This is a genomic window from Serratia sp. MF1(2023), from assembly GCF_030954545.1.
Lineage (GTDB): Bacteria > Pseudomonadota > Gammaproteobacteria > Enterobacterales > Enterobacteriaceae > Serratia > Serratia sarumanii.
The window spans coordinates 560,085-576,221 of the sequence record NZ_JAVHUX010000008.1 but is presented as its reverse complement, the minus strand read 5'-3'; the positions used below and the strand labels follow the sequence as shown (position 1 = coordinate 576,221).

The 16,137-nt window shown below is 61.0% G+C and carries 13 protein-coding genes, 2 tRNA genes and 1 other RNA gene; 8 read left to right on the top strand and 8 right to left on the bottom strand.

Annotated elements, in window-relative coordinates:
* Window positions 1–73: 73 nt before the first annotated feature.
* From REA38_RS05650 to pnuC, 5 genes are all read left to right on the top strand, one after another.
* Window positions 74–149, top strand: a tRNA-Val gene (locus REA38_RS05650).
* 6 nt (window positions 150–155) lie between these two features.
* A tRNA-Lys gene (locus tag REA38_RS05645) sits at window positions 156–231 on the top strand.
* A gap of 74 nt (window positions 232–305) precedes the next feature.
* Window positions 306–430: non-coding RNA, RtT sRNA (locus tag REA38_RS05640), on the top strand.
* Between the two features lie 322 nt (window positions 431–752).
* Complete coding sequence (nadA, locus tag REA38_RS05635) at window positions 753–1,814, top strand: quinolinate synthase NadA (protein WP_015376982.1); 1,062 nt, start codon at window positions 753–755, stop codon at window positions 1,812–1,814.
* A gap of 20 nt (window positions 1,815–1,834) precedes the next feature.
* The gene (pnuC, locus tag REA38_RS05630; protein WP_033637475.1) at window positions 1,835–2,560 is read left to right on the top strand and encodes a nicotinamide riboside transporter PnuC; all 726 of its coding nucleotides are present in this window, start codon (window positions 1,835–1,837) and stop codon (window positions 2,558–2,560) included.
* 35 nt (window positions 2,561–2,595) lie between these two features.
* Here pnuC and zitB read toward each other — a convergent pair whose 3' ends face one another.
* Genes zitB through REA38_RS05615 form a run of 3 tightly spaced genes read right to left on the bottom strand, consistent with a single transcriptional unit; the run spans window position 2,596 to window position 7,360 of the window.
* Window positions 2,596–3,558 carry a CDF family zinc transporter ZitB gene (zitB, locus tag REA38_RS05625; protein WP_308885265.1) on the bottom strand — a complete coding sequence of 321 codons (963 nt, stop codon included), beginning with the start codon at window positions 3,556–3,558 and terminating at the stop codon, window positions 2,596–2,598.
* On the bottom strand, window positions 3,558–6,758 hold the full coding sequence (locus tag REA38_RS05620; RefSeq protein ID WP_308885263.1) for an ATP-binding protein: 3,201 nt from the start codon (window positions 6,756–6,758) through the stop codon (window positions 3,558–3,560). The genes zitB and REA38_RS05620 overlap by 1 nt, the downstream gene beginning before the upstream one ends.
* Entirely contained in the window at window positions 6,755–7,360 is a 606-nt protein-coding gene (locus REA38_RS05615) for a response regulator transcription factor (RefSeq protein ID WP_074026693.1), read from the bottom strand. Before REA38_RS05615 ends, REA38_RS05620 begins: the two co-directional genes overlap by 4 nt.
* A gap of 212 nt (window positions 7,361–7,572) precedes the next feature.
* On the opposite strand from REA38_RS05615, the gene aroG reads away from it, so the two are divergent.
* The 3 genes from aroG (at window position 7,573) to REA38_RS05600 (ending at window position 11,121) form a co-directional block, all read left to right on the top strand.
* Window positions 7,573–8,625, top strand: coding sequence for a 3-deoxy-7-phosphoheptulonate synthase AroG (gene aroG, locus REA38_RS05610; protein WP_033637478.1), 1,053 nt, complete (start codon window positions 7,573–7,575; stop codon window positions 8,623–8,625).
* 263 nt (window positions 8,626–8,888) lie between these two features.
* Window positions 8,889–10,079, top strand: coding sequence for a YjgN family protein (locus REA38_RS05605; RefSeq protein WP_033647495.1), 1,191 nt, complete (start codon window positions 8,889–8,891; stop codon window positions 10,077–10,079).
* A gap of 7 nt (window positions 10,080–10,086) precedes the next feature.
* Complete coding sequence (locus REA38_RS05600; RefSeq protein WP_308885260.1) at window positions 10,087–11,121, top strand: M48 family metallopeptidase; 1,035 nt, start codon at window positions 10,087–10,089, stop codon at window positions 11,119–11,121.
* 49 nt (window positions 11,122–11,170) lie between these two features.
* On the opposite strand, the gene gpmA is transcribed toward REA38_RS05600, so the two are convergent.
* From gpmA to galT, 5 genes are all read right to left on the bottom strand, one after another.
* On the bottom strand, window positions 11,171–11,923 hold the full coding sequence (gene gpmA / locus REA38_RS05595) for a 2,3-diphosphoglycerate-dependent phosphoglycerate mutase (protein WP_004939834.1): 753 nt from the start codon (window positions 11,921–11,923) through the stop codon (window positions 11,171–11,173).
* Window positions 11,924–12,139: 216 nt separating this feature from the next.
* The gene (locus REA38_RS05590; RefSeq protein ID WP_033637480.1) at window positions 12,140–12,487 is read right to left on the bottom strand and encodes a PsiF family protein; all 348 of its coding nucleotides are present in this window, start codon (window positions 12,485–12,487) and stop codon (window positions 12,140–12,142) included.
* 197 nt (window positions 12,488–12,684) lie between these two features.
* A complete protein-coding gene (gene galM, locus REA38_RS05585) occupies window positions 12,685–13,728 on the bottom strand; it encodes a galactose-1-epimerase (protein ID WP_308885257.1) in 1,044 nt (347 codons plus the stop codon).
* A complete protein-coding gene (gene galK / locus REA38_RS05580) occupies window positions 13,722–14,873 on the bottom strand; it encodes a galactokinase (protein ID WP_041033922.1) in 1,152 nt (383 codons plus the stop codon). The genes galM and galK overlap by 7 nt, the downstream gene beginning before the upstream one ends.
* A complete protein-coding gene (gene galT, locus REA38_RS05575; RefSeq protein WP_060421193.1) occupies window positions 14,870–15,922 on the bottom strand; it encodes a galactose-1-phosphate uridylyltransferase in 1,053 nt (350 codons plus the stop codon). The genes galK and galT overlap by 4 nt, the downstream gene beginning before the upstream one ends.
* Window positions 15,923–16,137: the final 215 nt, after the last annotated feature.

Genomic DNA, 16,137 nt, shown 5'->3' with positions numbered 1-16,137 from the left:
CGAACGATTGAAATCATTTTAAAAACCGTTGACTCACTTTGAACTATCCCTATAATGCGACTCCAACAAGACGGGGCGATTAGCTCAGTTGGTAGAGCATCTCCTTTACACGGAGGGGGTCGGCGGTTCGAGCCCGTCATCACCCACCACACTGCGGGTCGTTAGCTCAGTTGGTAGAGCAGTTGACTTTTAATCAATTGGTCGCAGGTTCGAATCCTGCACGACCCACCAATTAAGAAAAAAGCGCCTTTTGGCGCTTTTTTCGCATCTACGCCACCAGATTCTGCTTTATCCTCTTGCCAACAGAGTTCACCGAGTCGTGCGGGTGAGAGCCTGCGCTCAGGTTCGAGCATCGCGCAGCGATACGACAACGCGCAGCGTTGCCCGCAGGGTGAGGCCACAGGCCGAATCAATCCTGCACGACCCACCAATTCAGAAAAAAGCGCCTTTTGGCGCTTTTTTCGCATCTGCAGCACTGTAATTTACATTCGTGCTTTCTCGTTTCAACACCGCACCGATCGTCATCCCGCTCTTTTCTGAACGGCTATACGTTCTCGCCAGGCGGTTAATCCACTGTGAACTGCGCGGGTAACTCCTGTTTTTTAATTCATTAAACAATAGGTGCGCAAATATGAAAGTATCAGCGGACTTTTCGCGCAAGTTTAGGTATTTTGTTTAGTATATAAAACGAATGGCGTTGCGGCAGGCGATATTCACGCGGCAGGCGCCCAGCCTAGCATGAGATTGCAGCGATGAGTGAAATGTTTGATGTCAATGCGGCGGTGTATCCCTTCCCGCCTAAACCGGTACCGCTGGACGTAGCCGAAAAAGCCTTTTATCGCGAGAAGATCAAAACCCTGCTCAAGCAGCGCAATGCGGTGATGGTCGCCCACTATTATACCGATCCGGAAATCCAGGCGCTGGCGGAAGAAACCGGCGGCTGCGTGGCGGATTCGCTGGAAATGGCGCGCTTCGGCAGCGCCCATCCGGCTTCCACGCTGCTGGTGGCCGGCGTGCGTTTCATGGGGGAAACCGCCAAGATCCTCAGCCCGGAAAAGCAGGTGCTGATGCCGACGCTGTTTGCCGAATGTTCGCTGGATCTGGGCTGCCCGGAAGAGGAGTTCCATGCGTTTTGCGACAGCCATCCCGATCGTACCGTGGTGGTCTATGCGAACACCTCGGCGGCGGTCAAAGCGCGCGCTGACTGGGTGGTCACTTCCAGCATCGCCGTCGAGCTGATCGAACACCTGGACAGCCTGGGCGAGAAAATTATCTGGGCGCCGGATCGCCATCTCGGCAGCTACGTGCAGAAGCAGACCGGCGCCGACGTGCTGTGCTGGCAAGGCGCCTGCATTGTCCATGACGAGTTCAAGACTCAGGCGCTGCGGCGCATGAAGGCGCTTTATCCGCAGGCGGCCATCCTGGTGCATCCCGAATCGCCACAGGCGGTGGTTGAGTTGGCGGATGCGGTGGGATCGACCAGCCAACTGATCCAGGCGGCGAAAACATTGCCGCATCAACAGCTGATCGTCGCCACCGATCGCGGTATCTTTTACAAGATGCAGCAGGCCTGTCCGGACAAGGAGCTGTTCGAAGCGCCGACCGCCGGAGAAGGGGCGACCTGCCGCAGCTGCGCGCACTGCCCGTGGATGGCGATGAATGGCCTGAAGGCGATTGCCGAAGGGCTGGAGCAGGGGGGCGCGCAGCATGAGATCCACGTGGACGCCGCGCTGCGTGAGAAGGCATTGGTGCCGCTGAACCGCATGCTGGATTTCGCCGCTCAGCTTAAAATGCAGGTTAAAGGCAACGCTTAACCGTTTAAAAGGATGACCTCATGAGCTTCTTCAGTACCAGCAATATTCTGGTGCACATTCCGCTTGGCGCGGGCGGTTACGATCTGTCGTGGATCGAAGCCATCGGCACGCTGTTCGGGTTGCTGTGCATCTGGTACGCCAGCAAGGAAAAAATCATCAACTACCTGTTCGGCCTGATCAACGTCACGCTGTTCGCGGTGATTTTCTTCCAGATCCAGCTGTACGCCAGCCTGCTGCTGCAGCTGTTCTTCTTCGGCGCCAACATTTACGGTTGGTATGCCTGGAGCCGCCAGACCCAGGATAATCAGGCTGAGCTGCAGATCCGCTGGCTGCCGCTGCCGAAAGCGTTGGCCTGGGCGGCGGTCTGCGTCATCGGCATCGGCCTGATGACCTTCAATATCGACCGCGTGTTCGCCTGGCTGACGCAGATCGCGGTGGCGGTGATGCAAGGGCTGGGGCTGAACGTGCAGATGCCTGAGCTGCAGCCGGACGCGTTCCCGTTCTGGGATTCGGCGATGATGGTGCTCTCCATCGTGGCGATGATTCTGATGACGCGCAAGTACGTGGAAAACTGGCTGCTGTGGGTGGTTATCGATGTCATCAGCGTGGCGATCTTCGCCTACCAGGGGGTGTACGCGATGGCGCTGGAGTATGTCATTCTGACGCTGATTGCCCTGAACGGCTCCTGGCTATGGATCAAGAGCGCCGGGCGCAATGGTTCCAACCCGCTCTCTTCCGCACCTTAACAACGCAGAGGGCGCCGTGATGGCGCCCTCTTGGCTTAGTGACGATGTCCCAGATGGGAGTGCGCTTCGGCATGTGAGTGTTCACTCGGCTCCGGCGCCCGGTTGATACCGCAGTCCGGTGTCTCGCAGTGCCGGTACTCCATCTGAATGGTCACGTGGCCAATCTTGTAGTGTTCCAACAGATAAGCCTGAATGCGTTGCAACAGCCCATCGTGGTCATGCGGCGGGATCACCTGCGCATGCAGCGTCATCAGCTTCTGTTCGCCGATCTGCCAGACGTGCACGTGATGGATGTTGCGCACTTCCGGGATATTCAGGCACAGGTCTTTTTGCAGCTTGGCGATATCGACCTCCTGCGGCGTGCCTTCCAGCAGCTCGTGGAAACTCTCCTTCAGCAGCCGCCAGGCGCTGCGCAGCACCAGACAGGAGACGAGCACCGACAGGATCGGGTCAATCGGCGTCCAGCCGGTGGCAAGAATGACGATGGCGGCGACGATGGCGCCCACCGAGCCGAGCAGGTCGTCCAGCACATGCAGCGCGGCGGCGCGCACGTTGATATTTTTCTCTTCGCTGCCGCGATGCAGCAGCCAGAAGGCGAACAGGTTCGCCAGCAGCCCCGCTACGGCGATGATCAGCATCGGGGTACCCATCACCGGCTGCGGCTCGAAGAAACGCCGTATCGCCTCCCACAGGATGAATACCACGATCACCAGCAGCGCCGCGGCGTTGAGGAAGGCCGCCAGGGTGGTCAGGCGCAGGTAGCCGAAGGTGTGGCGCGCGTTGGGCTTGCGCTGGGAGAAGTGCACCGCCATCAGCGCCACCAGCAGCGCGGCGGCATCGGTCAGCATGTGGCCGGCGTCGGCCAACAGCGCCAACGAGCCGGACAACAGGCCGCCGACCACCTCGGCCACCATAAAGACGGCGGTGACTAAAAAAGCGGTCAGTAGGCGTTTACTATTACTGTCTTTCGGCAGGTGTACGTGTGGAGTGTCCGACATTATTCATCCTTATGCATAGCCAAAGTGGGGGCGGCGGCGAGCAGAGCGTCCAGCTCCGGCACTATCTGCGCCACTAACGCCTTTAATTTAGTATAAGCGGCGGCGGCAAGCGCGCCCCGACGTGCGGTTTCCACCAGCTGCTGGCACAGCTGCGCGGCTTCCGGCAGTTGCAGCATCAGCAGGCTGCCCTTGATGCGGTGCGCCGCCTGCTCCAGGCGCGGCCAGTCGTTCGCGGCGACGGCGTCCGCGAGCCGCTGCCGGTCTTGCCGCAGCGTATCGCCGAGCGTCTGCGCCAGCCGCTGCAGCATGGCGCGATCGCCACCCGCCATTTCGGCCAGCGTTTGTCGCAGGTCAGTAAGGACTGACTTTGCTTCCTGAGCCTGCGGTTGCTGAGCCAATACCTGGCCGATCGCCGCCAGTGAAATCGGTTTGGTCAGGAAGTGGTCGATCGCCACCAGCCCCGGAGGAATGCGGGTAAACTCCTGCACGTCTGCCGAACAGAGCACGATGCGGCAAGGCGGGCGTTGCAGCCGCTGTTCGTCGCGGCGGATCAGCCTGGCCAGCGTCAGGCCGTCCGGGCGCGGCATGTTATAGTCGATAAACAGCAGATCGAACGGTTGCCGGCGTTGGGCCTTCAACAGCGCATAGCCTTGTTCGAAGCGGGCGGGTTGCAGCCCGAAGTGGCGCAGCTGGCGTTCCATCAGCAACAGATTGGTGGGGTGATCGTCGATCAGCGCGGTACGCAAGGCGGAAGACGGCAGAGCAAAGGGGCTTTCCTCCGGGGTGGCAACCGGCGCCGCGCCGCTCAGCTCGACCGGTATCGCGACCTCGACGCGGGTGCCTACGCCCGGCTGCGAGTGCAGCTCGATGCGGCCGCCCATCTGTTCGACGATCTCTTTGCAGATCGACAGCCCCAAACCGGTACCCTGCACCGAGATGCGTTGCGCGCCGCGCGCGCGGTAAAACGGTTGGAACAGCTTGTCTATTTCATCGGCGGCGATACCGCAGCCGCTGTCGTTCACCGTCAGATGCAATTCCCCCTGCCGCTCATCCTGCGCGCGCCAGCCGATCTCGACCTGAATGGCGCCGCGCGGCGTAAATTTTATCGCGTTGTTTATCAGGTTGTTAGCCACCTGAAGTAAACGCTCACCATCAATCACTACCGCCTCCGGCAATGCCGGATCCGCCACCACGCTCAGCGTCAACGGCCGCTCGCCGATCAGCGGCCGGTAGAGGGCGTCGATGCGCGCTACCCAAGGGCGCAGCACCACCGGTTTCGGTGCCAGCGTCAGCGAGCCGGTTTCCAACCGCGCGTGATCCTGCAGGTCGTTGAGCAGGTTGAGCAGCGATGAGGCCGAGCTGTATATCACCGGCAGGCCTTCCGGCGCGGGTTGGCGTTTGAGCTCCAGTTCCAGCAGGCCGAGGATGGCGTGCATCGGCGTGCGCAGCTCATGGCTGACGGTGGCGAGGAATTTGCTCTTCATGCGGTTTTCCGCTTCGGCGCGGCGGCGCGCGTGCTCGAGTTCTTCGCGTTCGCGTTTTTCACGGCGCTGCAGCATGAAACGGCGCAGCGTCAGCGCCAGCAGCAGCACGGTGGCGGCGGCCAGCAGCGCCAGCAGCCAGGTGGTCTGCGGCGGCATGCGGTTGTCATTCACCGCGTCGATAAGATTGCTGCGGTCGACGATCCACTCGTCGCGCAGCGATTGCAGGGTGTCCGCCGGGATCTGCATCAGGTTCTTATCGAGGATCGCCAACAGAAGAGGTTGATCGCGGCGCACGCCGAAGGCCACCGGATAGGGAATGTTGTTGGCGGCAAAGGCCAGCTTGATGGCGCCGGAATAGCGCGACAGCGCCAAAAAGTTGGCGGAGATGACGTTATCCACCAGCGCATCCAGTTGGCCGTTGGCCAGCGCGTCGTACATCGACTTGCTGTCGGCGAAGCTGATGGTTTGCTCCTGTTCCGGCACCAGCCCCTGCGCCAAATCGCCCTGCAGCACGCCGATGCGCTTGCCGGCCAAATCGCTCCAGGTGGAAATGCCGTCGGCGTGCTGGCCGACGTAAACCCCCCACAGTGAACGGTGGATCGGCATGCTGGCGCCGTAGCGCGCCTTGACGCCGCGCGCCAGCGGCAGGGCGGCGCGGAAGCTGGCCTGGCCGGACTGCACCAGCAGATCGGCCTGCTCGGCGTTGCGCGCCCACAGCGGCGCGAAACGCAGCCCGGTGTTTTGCGCGATGATGTTGAGAATGTCGATGGCGTAGCCGCGCGGCTGGCCGTCGGAGCCGCGGTAGGCGAACGGGAAGTTGTTCTCGATGGCGGCGTAGTAAACCACGCGGTGGCTCGCCACCCAATTCTTCTCCATCGTCGTCAGATCGGCATTGCCGGTATCGAGATAGCTGGGGATCTTCTTGCTCCAGCGGCCCTGCAGGGCGTTCATCAGCTCCATCGGCGCGTCGGCGATGGCGGTGTCCAGCGTGTCTATCAGCCGCGAGTCGTCGGCGGCGAACACGAAGGACAGGTTGCCCAGGTTCTCGTTGCTTTCAATCTGATAGAGCTGACCGAGCTGCAGCTGATCGATGATAAAGCTGGCGCTGGCCTCGTCGGCGATAAAGTAGTCGCTGCTGCCGTTGAGCAGCGAGTAGACCGCCTGCAGATTGTTGTCGTAGCGCTGGATCTGCGACGCGACCGCCTGCAGAGCGCCGCCGGACTGCATGTCGGTCAGCGCGCCGATCGCGACGCGGGCGTTGGCGGAGTTGAGCATCACCGGCCGATCGTTGCTGCGATCGCGCAATACGCGCAGGTTGCTGACGTAATAGGGCTGAGAGATCGCCAGGCCGTGCAGCGCCTCACTCTGCGGGATGCCGTACAGAAGATCGATCTTGCCGTCGTGCAGCGCCTGCTCCAGCTGCGTCAGATCGGCAAAGCCGTAAATGGCGAAGCGAATGCCGGTCACCTGCTGGATATAGCCGAGGTAGTCGGCATTCAGCCCATACAGATCGTCATCCACGATGATGTTGTACGGGCTGGTGTTCTCACTGACGATGCCGACGCGCAGCGTACGGTCGCGCCAGGGGTTTTTCTCGCCGACGATCAGCATATTCTCGGGGGTATTCAGATTGCTGACCAGCTGATAGCGCACCGGCTCCGCCGCCTGCGCCAGACCGCACCACAGGAACAGCAACAGCAGGGCGCGGCGCATCATGGCGCCAGCTCTTTAAACACCGCCACCAGCTCCAGCAGGTTGCCGGCGCCGGTTTTGCGCTGGATGTTCTTCTTGTGGGTGCTGACGGTCTTGTTGCTGATGTGCAGCCGATCGGCAATCTGCAGGTTGGACAGCCCCTGGCTCAACAAGCCCAGTACCTCGAGCTCTTTGGGGGTGAGCAGCCCGCCGTCCGCCGTCGGCGGCTCTTCGGCCAGCGCGGCGGCGGGGAAGTGGGTTTCACCGTCCAGCACCTGCTCGATCGCCTGCAACAACTCTGCCAACGAGCTGCCTTTGTTGACGAAACCGTTGGCGCCGGCGGCATGCGCCATGCGCGCATAGACCTCGGCTTCCTGCGCGGTATAGATCAGGATCGGCTGCTGCGGGTAGCGGCGGCGGATTTTTTTCAACAGCTGCAGCCCGTCGACCTGCGGCAGGCCGATATCCAGGATCACCAGGCCGAAAGCGGCCTCGGCCAGCAGGGCCAGCGCCTGGACGTCGTCCTGCGCCGCCTGGAGGCGGTAGGGGCGGGATGATTTCATTAGCGCCGCTTCCAGTGCGACATGAACCACCGGGTGGTCATCAACTAATAACAGAGAGGGCATGTTCAACTCGGGTCGCTTTATATTCCGATCGCTAGCATAGCGAAAAAGGAGGCTCTGCGCTCCCCTGATGAAACAGCACAATCTGCTGTTAATTTGGCGGTTCCAGCGGCGGGGGGCAAAGGTGATTTACAGCGCCATTCCCACAGGCTAGATTGTTGGGATCTACACCGTTACGCACTGCGAAATACCCCTCGATACCGAATGGAAAAGCTATGAATTACCAAAACGACGATTTACGCATTAATGATATTAAGGAACTCCTGCCGCCGGTGGCTTTGCTGGAGAAATTCCCGGCCACTGAACGCGCAGCAAAGACGGTGTCCCAGGCCCGCAGCGCAATTCACAATATCCTCCGCGGCAGCGACGATCGCCTGCTGGTGGTGATTGGCCCTTGCTCTATCCACGATACGAAAGCTGCCAAAGAGTACGCGGGGCGCCTGCTGGCGCTGCGTGAAGAACTGAGCGGCGAGCTGGAAGTGGTCATGCGCGTATACTTCGAAAAACCGCGCACCACCGTGGGCTGGAAAGGCCTGATCAACGATCCGCAGATGGACAACAGTTTCAACATCAACGACGGTCTGCGCCTGGCGCGCAAGCTGCTGGTGGAGATCAACGACAGCGGCCTGCCGGCCGCCGGCGAATTCCTCGACATGATCACGCCGCAGTACCTGGCGGATCTGATGAGCTGGGGCGCCATCGGCGCGCGCACCACGGAATCGCAGGTGCACCGCGAGCTGGCCTCCGGCCTTTCCTGCCCGGTCGGCTTCAAGAACGGCACCGACGGCACCATCAAGGTGGCGATCGACGCCATCAACGCCGCCGGCGCGCCGCACTGCTTCCTGTCGGTGACCAAATGGGGCCACTCGGCGATCGTGAACACCAGCGGCAACGGCGACTGCCACATTATCCTGCGCGGCGGCAAAGAGCCGAACTACAGCGCGGCGCACGTGAAGGACGTCAAAGCCGGCCTGAGCAAAGCCGGGCTGCCGGCGCAGGTGATGATCGACTTCAGCCATGCCAACAGCAGCAAACAGTTCAAAAAGCAGATGGATGTGAGCGCTGACGTTTGCGGGCAGATTAGCGGCGGTGAAAAAGCGATCATCGGCGTGATGATCGAAAGCCACCTGGTGGAAGGCAACCAGAACCTCGAAAGCGGCGAACCGCTGGTTTACGGCAAGAGCGTGACCGACGGCTGCATCGGCTGGCAGGATACCGAAACCGTGCTGCGCGATCTGGCGGCGGCGGTGAAAGCGCGCCGCGGATAATCGCAAAAAATGAAACGGGCCCGGCAGCGGGCCCTTGTTTTATCCTTGTCATTGTACTTCTCTCTCCCGCTAATTTAAGGCTTACACTTAATAGGCCAATGAAATCATTAAGCGGCCACCTTCGCATTATTCCTATTTAATAAAAGAATAATTGTCACTGCTCGCGGCATTGTGCTTATATAAGACGCTTTTTTATTCCGCAAACCCCGCATGACAAATAAGCGGGGAGTGGTATGACCTATTACTTTCAGGACGAAAGAATTATGACAAGCAATACCTCGCAGCCGCTGGGGCTGCACCGGATTAAATTCCATGGGAAAGGTGGCGAGTACTTCGCGATTTGGTTGGTCAACGCATTATTGACCATCGTGACGCTGGGCATCTATTCCGCCTGGGCGACGGTGCGCCGCCGCCGCTATTTTTACGGCAACACGGAATTGGACGGCGATCGTTTCGATTACCATGCGCAACCGCTGCAAATTCTGAAAGGGCGGCTGTTGGTGATCGGCGGCCTCATCGTATTTTATATCCTGTTGGCGGTAACGCCACTGCTGGGGCTGCTGGCTTTGCTGGTGTTGCTTGCTCTGCTGCCGTGGATCGTTATCCGCAGCTGGCGCTACAATGCGATTATGTCGAGCTATCGCGGCGTGCGTTTTAATTATGTATGCCGCACCGGGCGCGCTTATTGGGCGTTACTGTTCTGCCCGCTATTGCTGATTATCGGGCTTTATGTCGCCTTAATCATTTTGCTCAGCATTGGCAGCGGTTTTGAAAGCATCAACGCCATCGGCCTGATGTTGGTGTTGACGCTGCTGTTGGCCGTGCCGGCATTCGCCGCCGTCAACGGTATTATTAGCGCGCTGCAGCACGATCTGTACGTTAATAACCTGTTTTTCGGGAATACGCCGTTTATTGCCGAGCTGAAAAAGTCGGCCTTTATCAAATTTGCCTTGATCGGCCTGCTCATTTTCCTGCCGTTTATGTTGGCGGCGCTGGTGTGTATGGGGTCGTTCATTCTGTCGCTGTACCAAATGGTATTGATGGGCATGCTGACGGATGAAACCGCCGATTTGCTGGTGTTGGAAAATATTGGCAGTCTGCTGCTGATGATGGTGGTGCTGCTGATTGGCGCCTTGATCGCCGGCAGCTACCAGGTCGTCGCCCAACGCAACTATCTGTTTAACCAGGCGACGCTGAACGGCAACGTTAAACTGCGCTCTTCCATGCAAACGCTGCCGTATATGGGGCTGTTGATCACCAATACCCTGATCACCCTGTTCTCGCTCGGTTTCGCCGTGCCGGTGGCGGAAGTGCGCCACGCCCGTTATCTGGCGGAGTGCACGGCGGTCGAAGGCGATCTGGCGTTGCTGGACATCGCGGCGCATCAGGAAACCGCCAACAGCGCGGTGGCCGAAGAAGCGGTGCAGGCGCTGGATCTGGGCGGCAGCTTCTGAGGCGCCGATGATCCTCGAGGGCGCCTATCAGTTGCCGGGGCGGGCCGCACGTGAGGCGGCTCGCCTGCTGGTGAACGAAAGCGGCGAGGGTGTGACGCTGCAGCGGCAGGATGAGCAACGTTACATCCCCTTGGCCGACATCACCGTCTCTGCGGCGCTGGGCAGTATTCCGCTGACGCTGACCTTTAAGGACGGCGCGCGCTTTGTGCCGGATGACGATGCGGCCTTCCGCCGCTGGTTCTATCAGCGCCGTTCGCCGGGCTGGGTGCATCGCCTGGAGCGTTACAAACGCGGCGTCGCCGTGGCGCTGCTGATGACGCTGCTGGCGGTTGTGGCCTACGTTAACGTCGTGCTGCCGTGGGCGAGCAGCGAGATCGCCATGCGCATCCCTACTTCGGTGGAACAGACGCTGGGCGAACATACGCAGACGTTTTTGAGCCAAAGCGGCTTTGAACCCTCCGCATTGCCGGCCGAGCGGCAGCAGGCGTTGCAGCAGCTGTTCCGGCAGGTGATGCCGGCCGAGATGCGCCAGGAGCGTACGCCGCTGTCGTTGAAGCTGATGGCGGCGCCCGGTGCGCCGAACGCCTTTATGTTGCCGGACGGTACGCTGGTGCTCAGCGATGGGCTGGTCGCCCTGTCGAAAAACGACGACGCTCTGGCGGCGGTGATGCTGCATGAGATGGGGCATCACGCTTATCGCCATCCGATGCGCATGCTGGTGCGTTCGTCACTGGTGGCGTTGACGCTGATGTGGATGACCGGCGACGTCAGCGGCATCGGCGACACGCTGCTGCAGTCTGCGTCCTTCGTGAATGAGATGCAGTTTTCCCGCGGCATGGAGCGTGAGGCGGATGCGTTTGCGATAGCGGAAATGCAGCGCCAGGGGCGTTCGCTGGCGCAAATGGCGGCGATCTACCGCGCGTTGGCGCAGGCGCCTGAACGCGAAAAGGCCGATGACTGGGCGTTGCCGGCCTGGCTCAGCACCCATCCGGCGATGCAGGAACGGCTGGACGCGGTGAACGAGGCGATGGCGCAGCAGTAATAAAAAAGCCCCCGGTTTTCACCGGGGGCTTTTACGTTAACGGGCGAAATTACTTCGCTTTACCCTGGTTTGCCACGGCGGCCGCTTTTGCAGCGATCTCGTCGGCGTTACCCAGGTAGTAACGTTTGGTTGGCTTGAAGTTCTCGTCGAACTCATACACCAACGGCACGCCGGTTGGGATGTTCAGCTCGAGGATTTCGTCTTCGCTCAGGTTATCCAGGTATTTCACCAGCGCGCGCAGCGAGTTGCCGTGCGCCGCAACGATCACGCGCTCGCCGCTCTTGATGCGTGGCAGGATCTCTTCGTCCCAGTAAGGAATAACGCGATCGATGGTCAGCGCCAGGCTTTCGGTCAGCGGCAGCTCTTGCTCGGTCAGCGAAGCGTAGCGCGGATCGTGGCCAGGGTAACGTTCGTCTTCTTTGGTCAGTTCAGGTGGGGTCACCGCGAAGCCGCGACGCCATTGTTTCACCTGCTCGTCGCCGTATTTTTCGGCGGTTTCCGCTTTGTTCAGACCCTGCAGCGCGCCGTAGTGACGTTCGTTCAGCTTCCAGGATTTTTCGGTCGGCAACCAGGCCTGATCCAGCTCGTCGAGGATGTTCCACAGGGTGTGGATCGCGCGCTTCAGTACGGAGGTGTAAGCGAAGTCGAAAGTGAAACCTTCCTCTTTCAACAGCTTGCCTGCTGCTTTCGCTTCGGTGCGGCCCTTGTCGGACAGATCGACATCGTACCAACCGGTGAAGCGGTTTTCTTGGTTCCACTGGCTTTCGCCGTGACGCACCAGAACCAGCTTAGTTACAGCCATAGCTTAACTCCTTAATAATCTGACATTTCAATGATAACGAAAATCATTATATTGCCGCGGGCCGGGGCTCGGCAATCGATAGTGTCTAACCATAGCCAATTTCTTGCCGCAAAGTAAGGGCTGGCGAAAGGAAAAAGCTGAATCGTTCAGGCTGGCGCTGCGAGGGGGGAAACGGCGCGCCAAAATCGCTTCGGGCGCGCCGTGGCGTGGGGGAAATCAGGCCGATTTTTTCAGGCAGTTGCTCATGAAGGTTTTACGCGCGTCGCCCTTCAGATCTTTGGTCTTGGCGTCGGCGTTGCAGTTCTTCATTTTCTGCTGCTGCGGCGTCAGGGTTTTGCCCGTCGCGGCGGAGCCTTCGGATTTCAGACAGGTGCTCATGAAGGTGGAACGATCGGCGCCTTTCAGCGATTTGGTGGATGCCTGCTGGTTGCAGTCGGTCATGCGTTTCTGTTGAGCCGCCTGCGCCGGCGAAGGCGTTTTCGTCGCCGTCGTCGCGTCGGCCGCCATCAGATTGGTGCTCAGCATTAAGCCCGCCAGCAATGGAAGTGCAGTAATCAGACGCATAGGTGTTCCTTCAGCTATTGATTGGCCGCCATCGGCCGAAAAAGGTGACGTTGCACAAGGCGTTGTGCTTATCACGGTAGCCTGAGTGTAGTGCGCGCTTTGGAATAAGGGAAGGCGGGCGCCGGTGGGGGGATAGCGTTAAAAGGTAAGCATTTATAACAAATTGCCCCCGGCCGCACGGCGAGGGGCGTGGCGGGTCAGATAGGATAAAACTGATAATGCGTGGCGCTGCGATAGCGGCTCCCCGGCTGCAGCCAGCAGTCCGGCTGCGGCCACTCGGGATGGTGCGGGCTGTCCGGCAAGAACTCGCTCTCCAGCGCCACGCCGGCATGGTCGGCGTAGCTGCCGCCATCGCGCGCCGGCGTGCCGGCCAGGTAATTGCCGCTGTAGAGTTGCAGCGCCGGCGCGTCGGTGAACACGCTCATTTGCACTTGCCCGTCGGCGGACCACAAATGAGCCGCCGGGCTCTCCAGCGCCCCGCAGGTACGATGCAGCAGGAATGCGTGATCGTAGCCTTTTACCCGCTGCTGGTCGCTGTCGCGCAGGAAATCCTGCAGCAGCGTTTTCGGCTGGCGAAAATCCATGCCGCTGCCGTCCACCGGCGTCAGATCGGCGCAGGGAATGCCCTCGGCGTCGACGGGCAGATAGCGATCGGCGAACAGCTGCAGCCGCTGGGCGCGGGCGTCGGTGCCGGCGCCGTCCAGGTTGAAATAGGCGTGGTTGGTCAGGTTGACCGGGCAGGGGCGATCGACCTGCGCCAGATAGCTGATTTCCAGGCGATTGTCATGAGTCAGGCGGTAACAAACCTGCACGTCGAGATTGCCGGGAAAGCCCTGATCGCCCTCCGCCGAGTGCAGCACATAGCAGACCTGCTGCGCATCATGCTGTACCCGGCGCCAGCGGCGGGCATGGAAACCGTCGGGGCCGCCGTGCAGCTGGTGGGCGCCCTGATTGGCGGCCAGCGCATGGGGGTTCCCGTCGATGAGCAGACTGGCGTTGGCGATGCGGTTGGCGTAACGGCCGACGGTGGCGCCCAGATAGGCGCCCTGACGTTGGTAGTCCGCCGGGCTGCGGCAGCCAAGCAACAGCTCGCGGCTTTCACCGGATTTGAGCGTCAAGACGGCGGACAGCCAGGTGGCGCCCCAGTCCATCAGCGTCACCGTCATGCCGCCGGCGTTTTGCAGCTGCGTCAGCTGATAAGGTTGCCCATCGGGGGCAACTGCCGTGGTTGCGGTCAGCATAGGCCGGCGCCTTGCGAAGCCTGGCAGACATAGAACGTTTCCTGCAATCCGCCGGTTTGCCGCGGATACTCGTGCGCTACGGCGGCACGCACCGTCTCCACGAGATCCTGCGGCATCAGCGCGACGACACAGCCGCCAAAGCCGCCGCCGGTCATGCGCACGCCGCCGCGCGGGCCGATCGCCGCTTTGACGATCTCGACCAGCTTATCGATCGGCGGCACGGTGATTTCAAAGTCGTCGCGCATCGAGGCGTGCGACTCCGCCATCAGCCGGCCCATGCGTTGCAGATCGCCGGCCGCCAGCGCGTCGGCCGCCGCCAGCGTGCGGGCGTTCTCGCTGATGACATGGCGCGCGCGTTTGGCCACCAGCGGATCCAACTGATGTTGACGCGCTTCGAACTCTTCCGGGCTGACGTCGCGCAGCGCCTTGACGCCGAAGAACCGCGCGGCTTCCTCGCACTGTTTGCGGCGGATATTGTACTCGCTGTCCACCAGCCCGCGTTGCACATTGGAGTTGATTATCACCACCGCGACGTTGTCCGGCATCGGCACCGCCCGGGCCTCCAGCGATCGGCAGTCGATCAGCAGCGCGCTGTCGCGCCGGCCGAGCGCGGAGATCAGCTGGTCCATGATGCCGCAGTTGCAGCCGACGAACTGGTTCTCCGCTTCCTGGCCGTTCAGCGCCAGCGCTACGCCGTCCAGCGGCAGCTGATAGAGCGCCTGCAGCGCCTGGCCCACCGCCACTTCCAGCGCGGCGGAGGAGCTGAGCCCCGCGCCCTGCGGCACATTGCCGGCGATCACCAGATCCGCGCCGCCGAAGTCGGCGTTGCGGCGCTGAAGGTGCTTCACCACGCCGCGCACATAGTCCGACCAGCGCTGATCGGGGTGGCTGACGATCGGATCGTCGAGCGAGAATTGATCCTGCTGATGCTGATAATCGGCGGCCAGCACGCGGATCTGGCGGTCGTCGCGCTTGGCGCAGGCGATGACGGTTTGGTAATCGATAGCGCAGGGCAGCACGAAGCCGTCGTTGTAATCGGTATGTTCGCCGATCAGGTTCACCCGCCCCGGCGCCTGGATGGTCAACGCCGGCGCGTAGCCAAAGTGTTCGGTAAACAGAGAATGGGTAAGCGGTTTCAGGCTCATGCTTGGGCTCCGGCTTCACGGTAATGAATATCGCTGACGGCGCGCAGACGCTCTGCGGCCTGTTCGGCGGTCAGATCGCGCTGGGCTTCCGCCAGCATCTCGTAACCGACCATAAATTTGCGCACGCTGGCTGAACGCAGCAGCGGCGGATAGAAATGGGCGTGCAGCTGCCAGTGTCGGTTGTCGGCACCGTTGAACGGCGCGCCGTGCCATCCCATCGAATAGGGGAAGGAGCACTGGAACAGGTTGTCGTAGCGGCTGGTCAGCTTCTTCAGCGCCAGCGCCAGATCCTGGCTTTGCGCCGCGCTGAGATCGGTAATGCGCTGCACCGCCGCTTTCGGCAGCAGCAGCGTTTCAAACGGCCAGGCGGCCCAGTAGGGCACCACCGCCAGCCAGTGTTCGGTGTTTACCACGATGCGTTCGCCGGCGGCCAGCTCGCGCTGCGCATAGTCCAGCAGCAGCGGGGAGGCGTGTTCCCGAAAATACGCGTGCTGCAGGCGATCTTCGCGTTCGGCCTCGTTCGGCAAAAAACTGTTGGCCCAGACCTGCCCGTGCGGGTGCGGGTTGGAGCAGCCCATCGCCGCGCCTTTGTTTTCGAACAGCTGTACCCAGGGATAGTGCTTGCCCAGCTCATCGGTTTGCGCCTGCCAGGCGGCGATCACCTGCTCCAGCGCCGGCAGCGTCAGTTCGGGCAGGGTCTTGCTGTGATCGGGAGAGAAGCAGATCACCCGGCTGACGCCGCGCGCGCTCTGGCTGCGCATCAGCGGATCCTGGCTGTCGGGCGCTGGCGGCGTATCGCTCAGCAGCGCGGCGAAATCATTGGTGAAGACGTAGGTGCCGCGATAATCCGGATTGCGATCGCCGGTGATGCGCGCGTTTCCCGGGCACAGGAAACAGTCGGGATCGTGCGCCGGCAGCGTTTCCGTCGGGACGGTCTCCTGCTGGCCCTGCCAGGGGCGCTTGGCGCGGTGCGGTGAGACCAGCACCCATTGGCCGCTCAGCGGGTTGTAGCGGCGGTGCGGATGATCGATAGGGTTAAATTCTGTCATACGGTTCCTTTCTTGGCGTCGACGAGGGTGTAATCGCTTCCAATTACCGTCTTAATACGCCCTTTGCTGAACAGGGAGAGGTCATTGCGCAAAAAGATAGCACGCCCGCGGCGCTAAAAAGGTGATCTAACGCGAAAAATGGAATCGTTTACACTGTGATAAAAAGCGCCTGATGGGCGGAGAAAAGCCGTTGGCAACGTGATTGAGGGCATTGC

Excerpts from the sequence above, each read along its gene's own strand:
- nadA (WP_015376982.1), top strand. The coding sequence starts at position 753 with ATGAGTGAAATGTTTGATGTCAATGCGGCGGTGTATCCCTTCCCGCCT.
- pnuC (WP_033637475.1), top strand. The coding sequence starts at position 1,835 with ATGAGCTTCTTCAGTACCAGCAATATTCTGGTGCACATTCCGCTTGGC.
- zitB (WP_308885265.1), bottom strand. The coding sequence starts at position 3,558 with ATGTCGGACACTCCACACGTACACCTGCCGAAAGACAGTAATAGTAAA.
- REA38_RS05620 (WP_308885263.1), bottom strand. The coding sequence starts at position 6,758 with ATGATGCGCCGCGCCCTGCTGTTGCTGTTCCTGTGGTGCGGTCTGGCG.
- REA38_RS05615 (WP_074026693.1), bottom strand. The coding sequence starts at position 7,360 with ATGCCCTCTCTGTTATTAGTTGATGACCACCCGGTGGTTCATGTCGCA.
- aroG (WP_033637478.1), top strand. The coding sequence starts at position 7,573 with ATGAATTACCAAAACGACGATTTACGCATTAATGATATTAAGGAACTC.
- REA38_RS05605 (WP_033647495.1), top strand. The coding sequence starts at position 8,889 with ATGACAAGCAATACCTCGCAGCCGCTGGGGCTGCACCGGATTAAATTC.
- REA38_RS05600 (WP_308885260.1), top strand. The coding sequence starts at position 10,087 with ATGATCCTCGAGGGCGCCTATCAGTTGCCGGGGCGGGCCGCACGTGAG.
- gpmA (WP_004939834.1), bottom strand. The coding sequence starts at position 11,923 with ATGGCTGTAACTAAGCTGGTTCTGGTGCGTCACGGCGAAAGCCAGTGG.
- REA38_RS05590 (WP_033637480.1), bottom strand. The coding sequence starts at position 12,487 with ATGCGTCTGATTACTGCACTTCCATTGCTGGCGGGCTTAATGCTGAGC.
- galM (WP_308885257.1), bottom strand. The coding sequence starts at position 13,728 with ATGCTGACCGCAACCACGGCAGTTGCCCCCGATGGGCAACCTTATCAG.
- galK (WP_041033922.1), bottom strand. The coding sequence starts at position 14,873 with ATGAGCCTGAAACCGCTTACCCATTCTCTGTTTACCGAACACTTTGGC.
- galT (WP_060421193.1), bottom strand. The coding sequence starts at position 15,922 with ATGACAGAATTTAACCCTATCGATCATCCGCACCGCCGCTACAACCCG.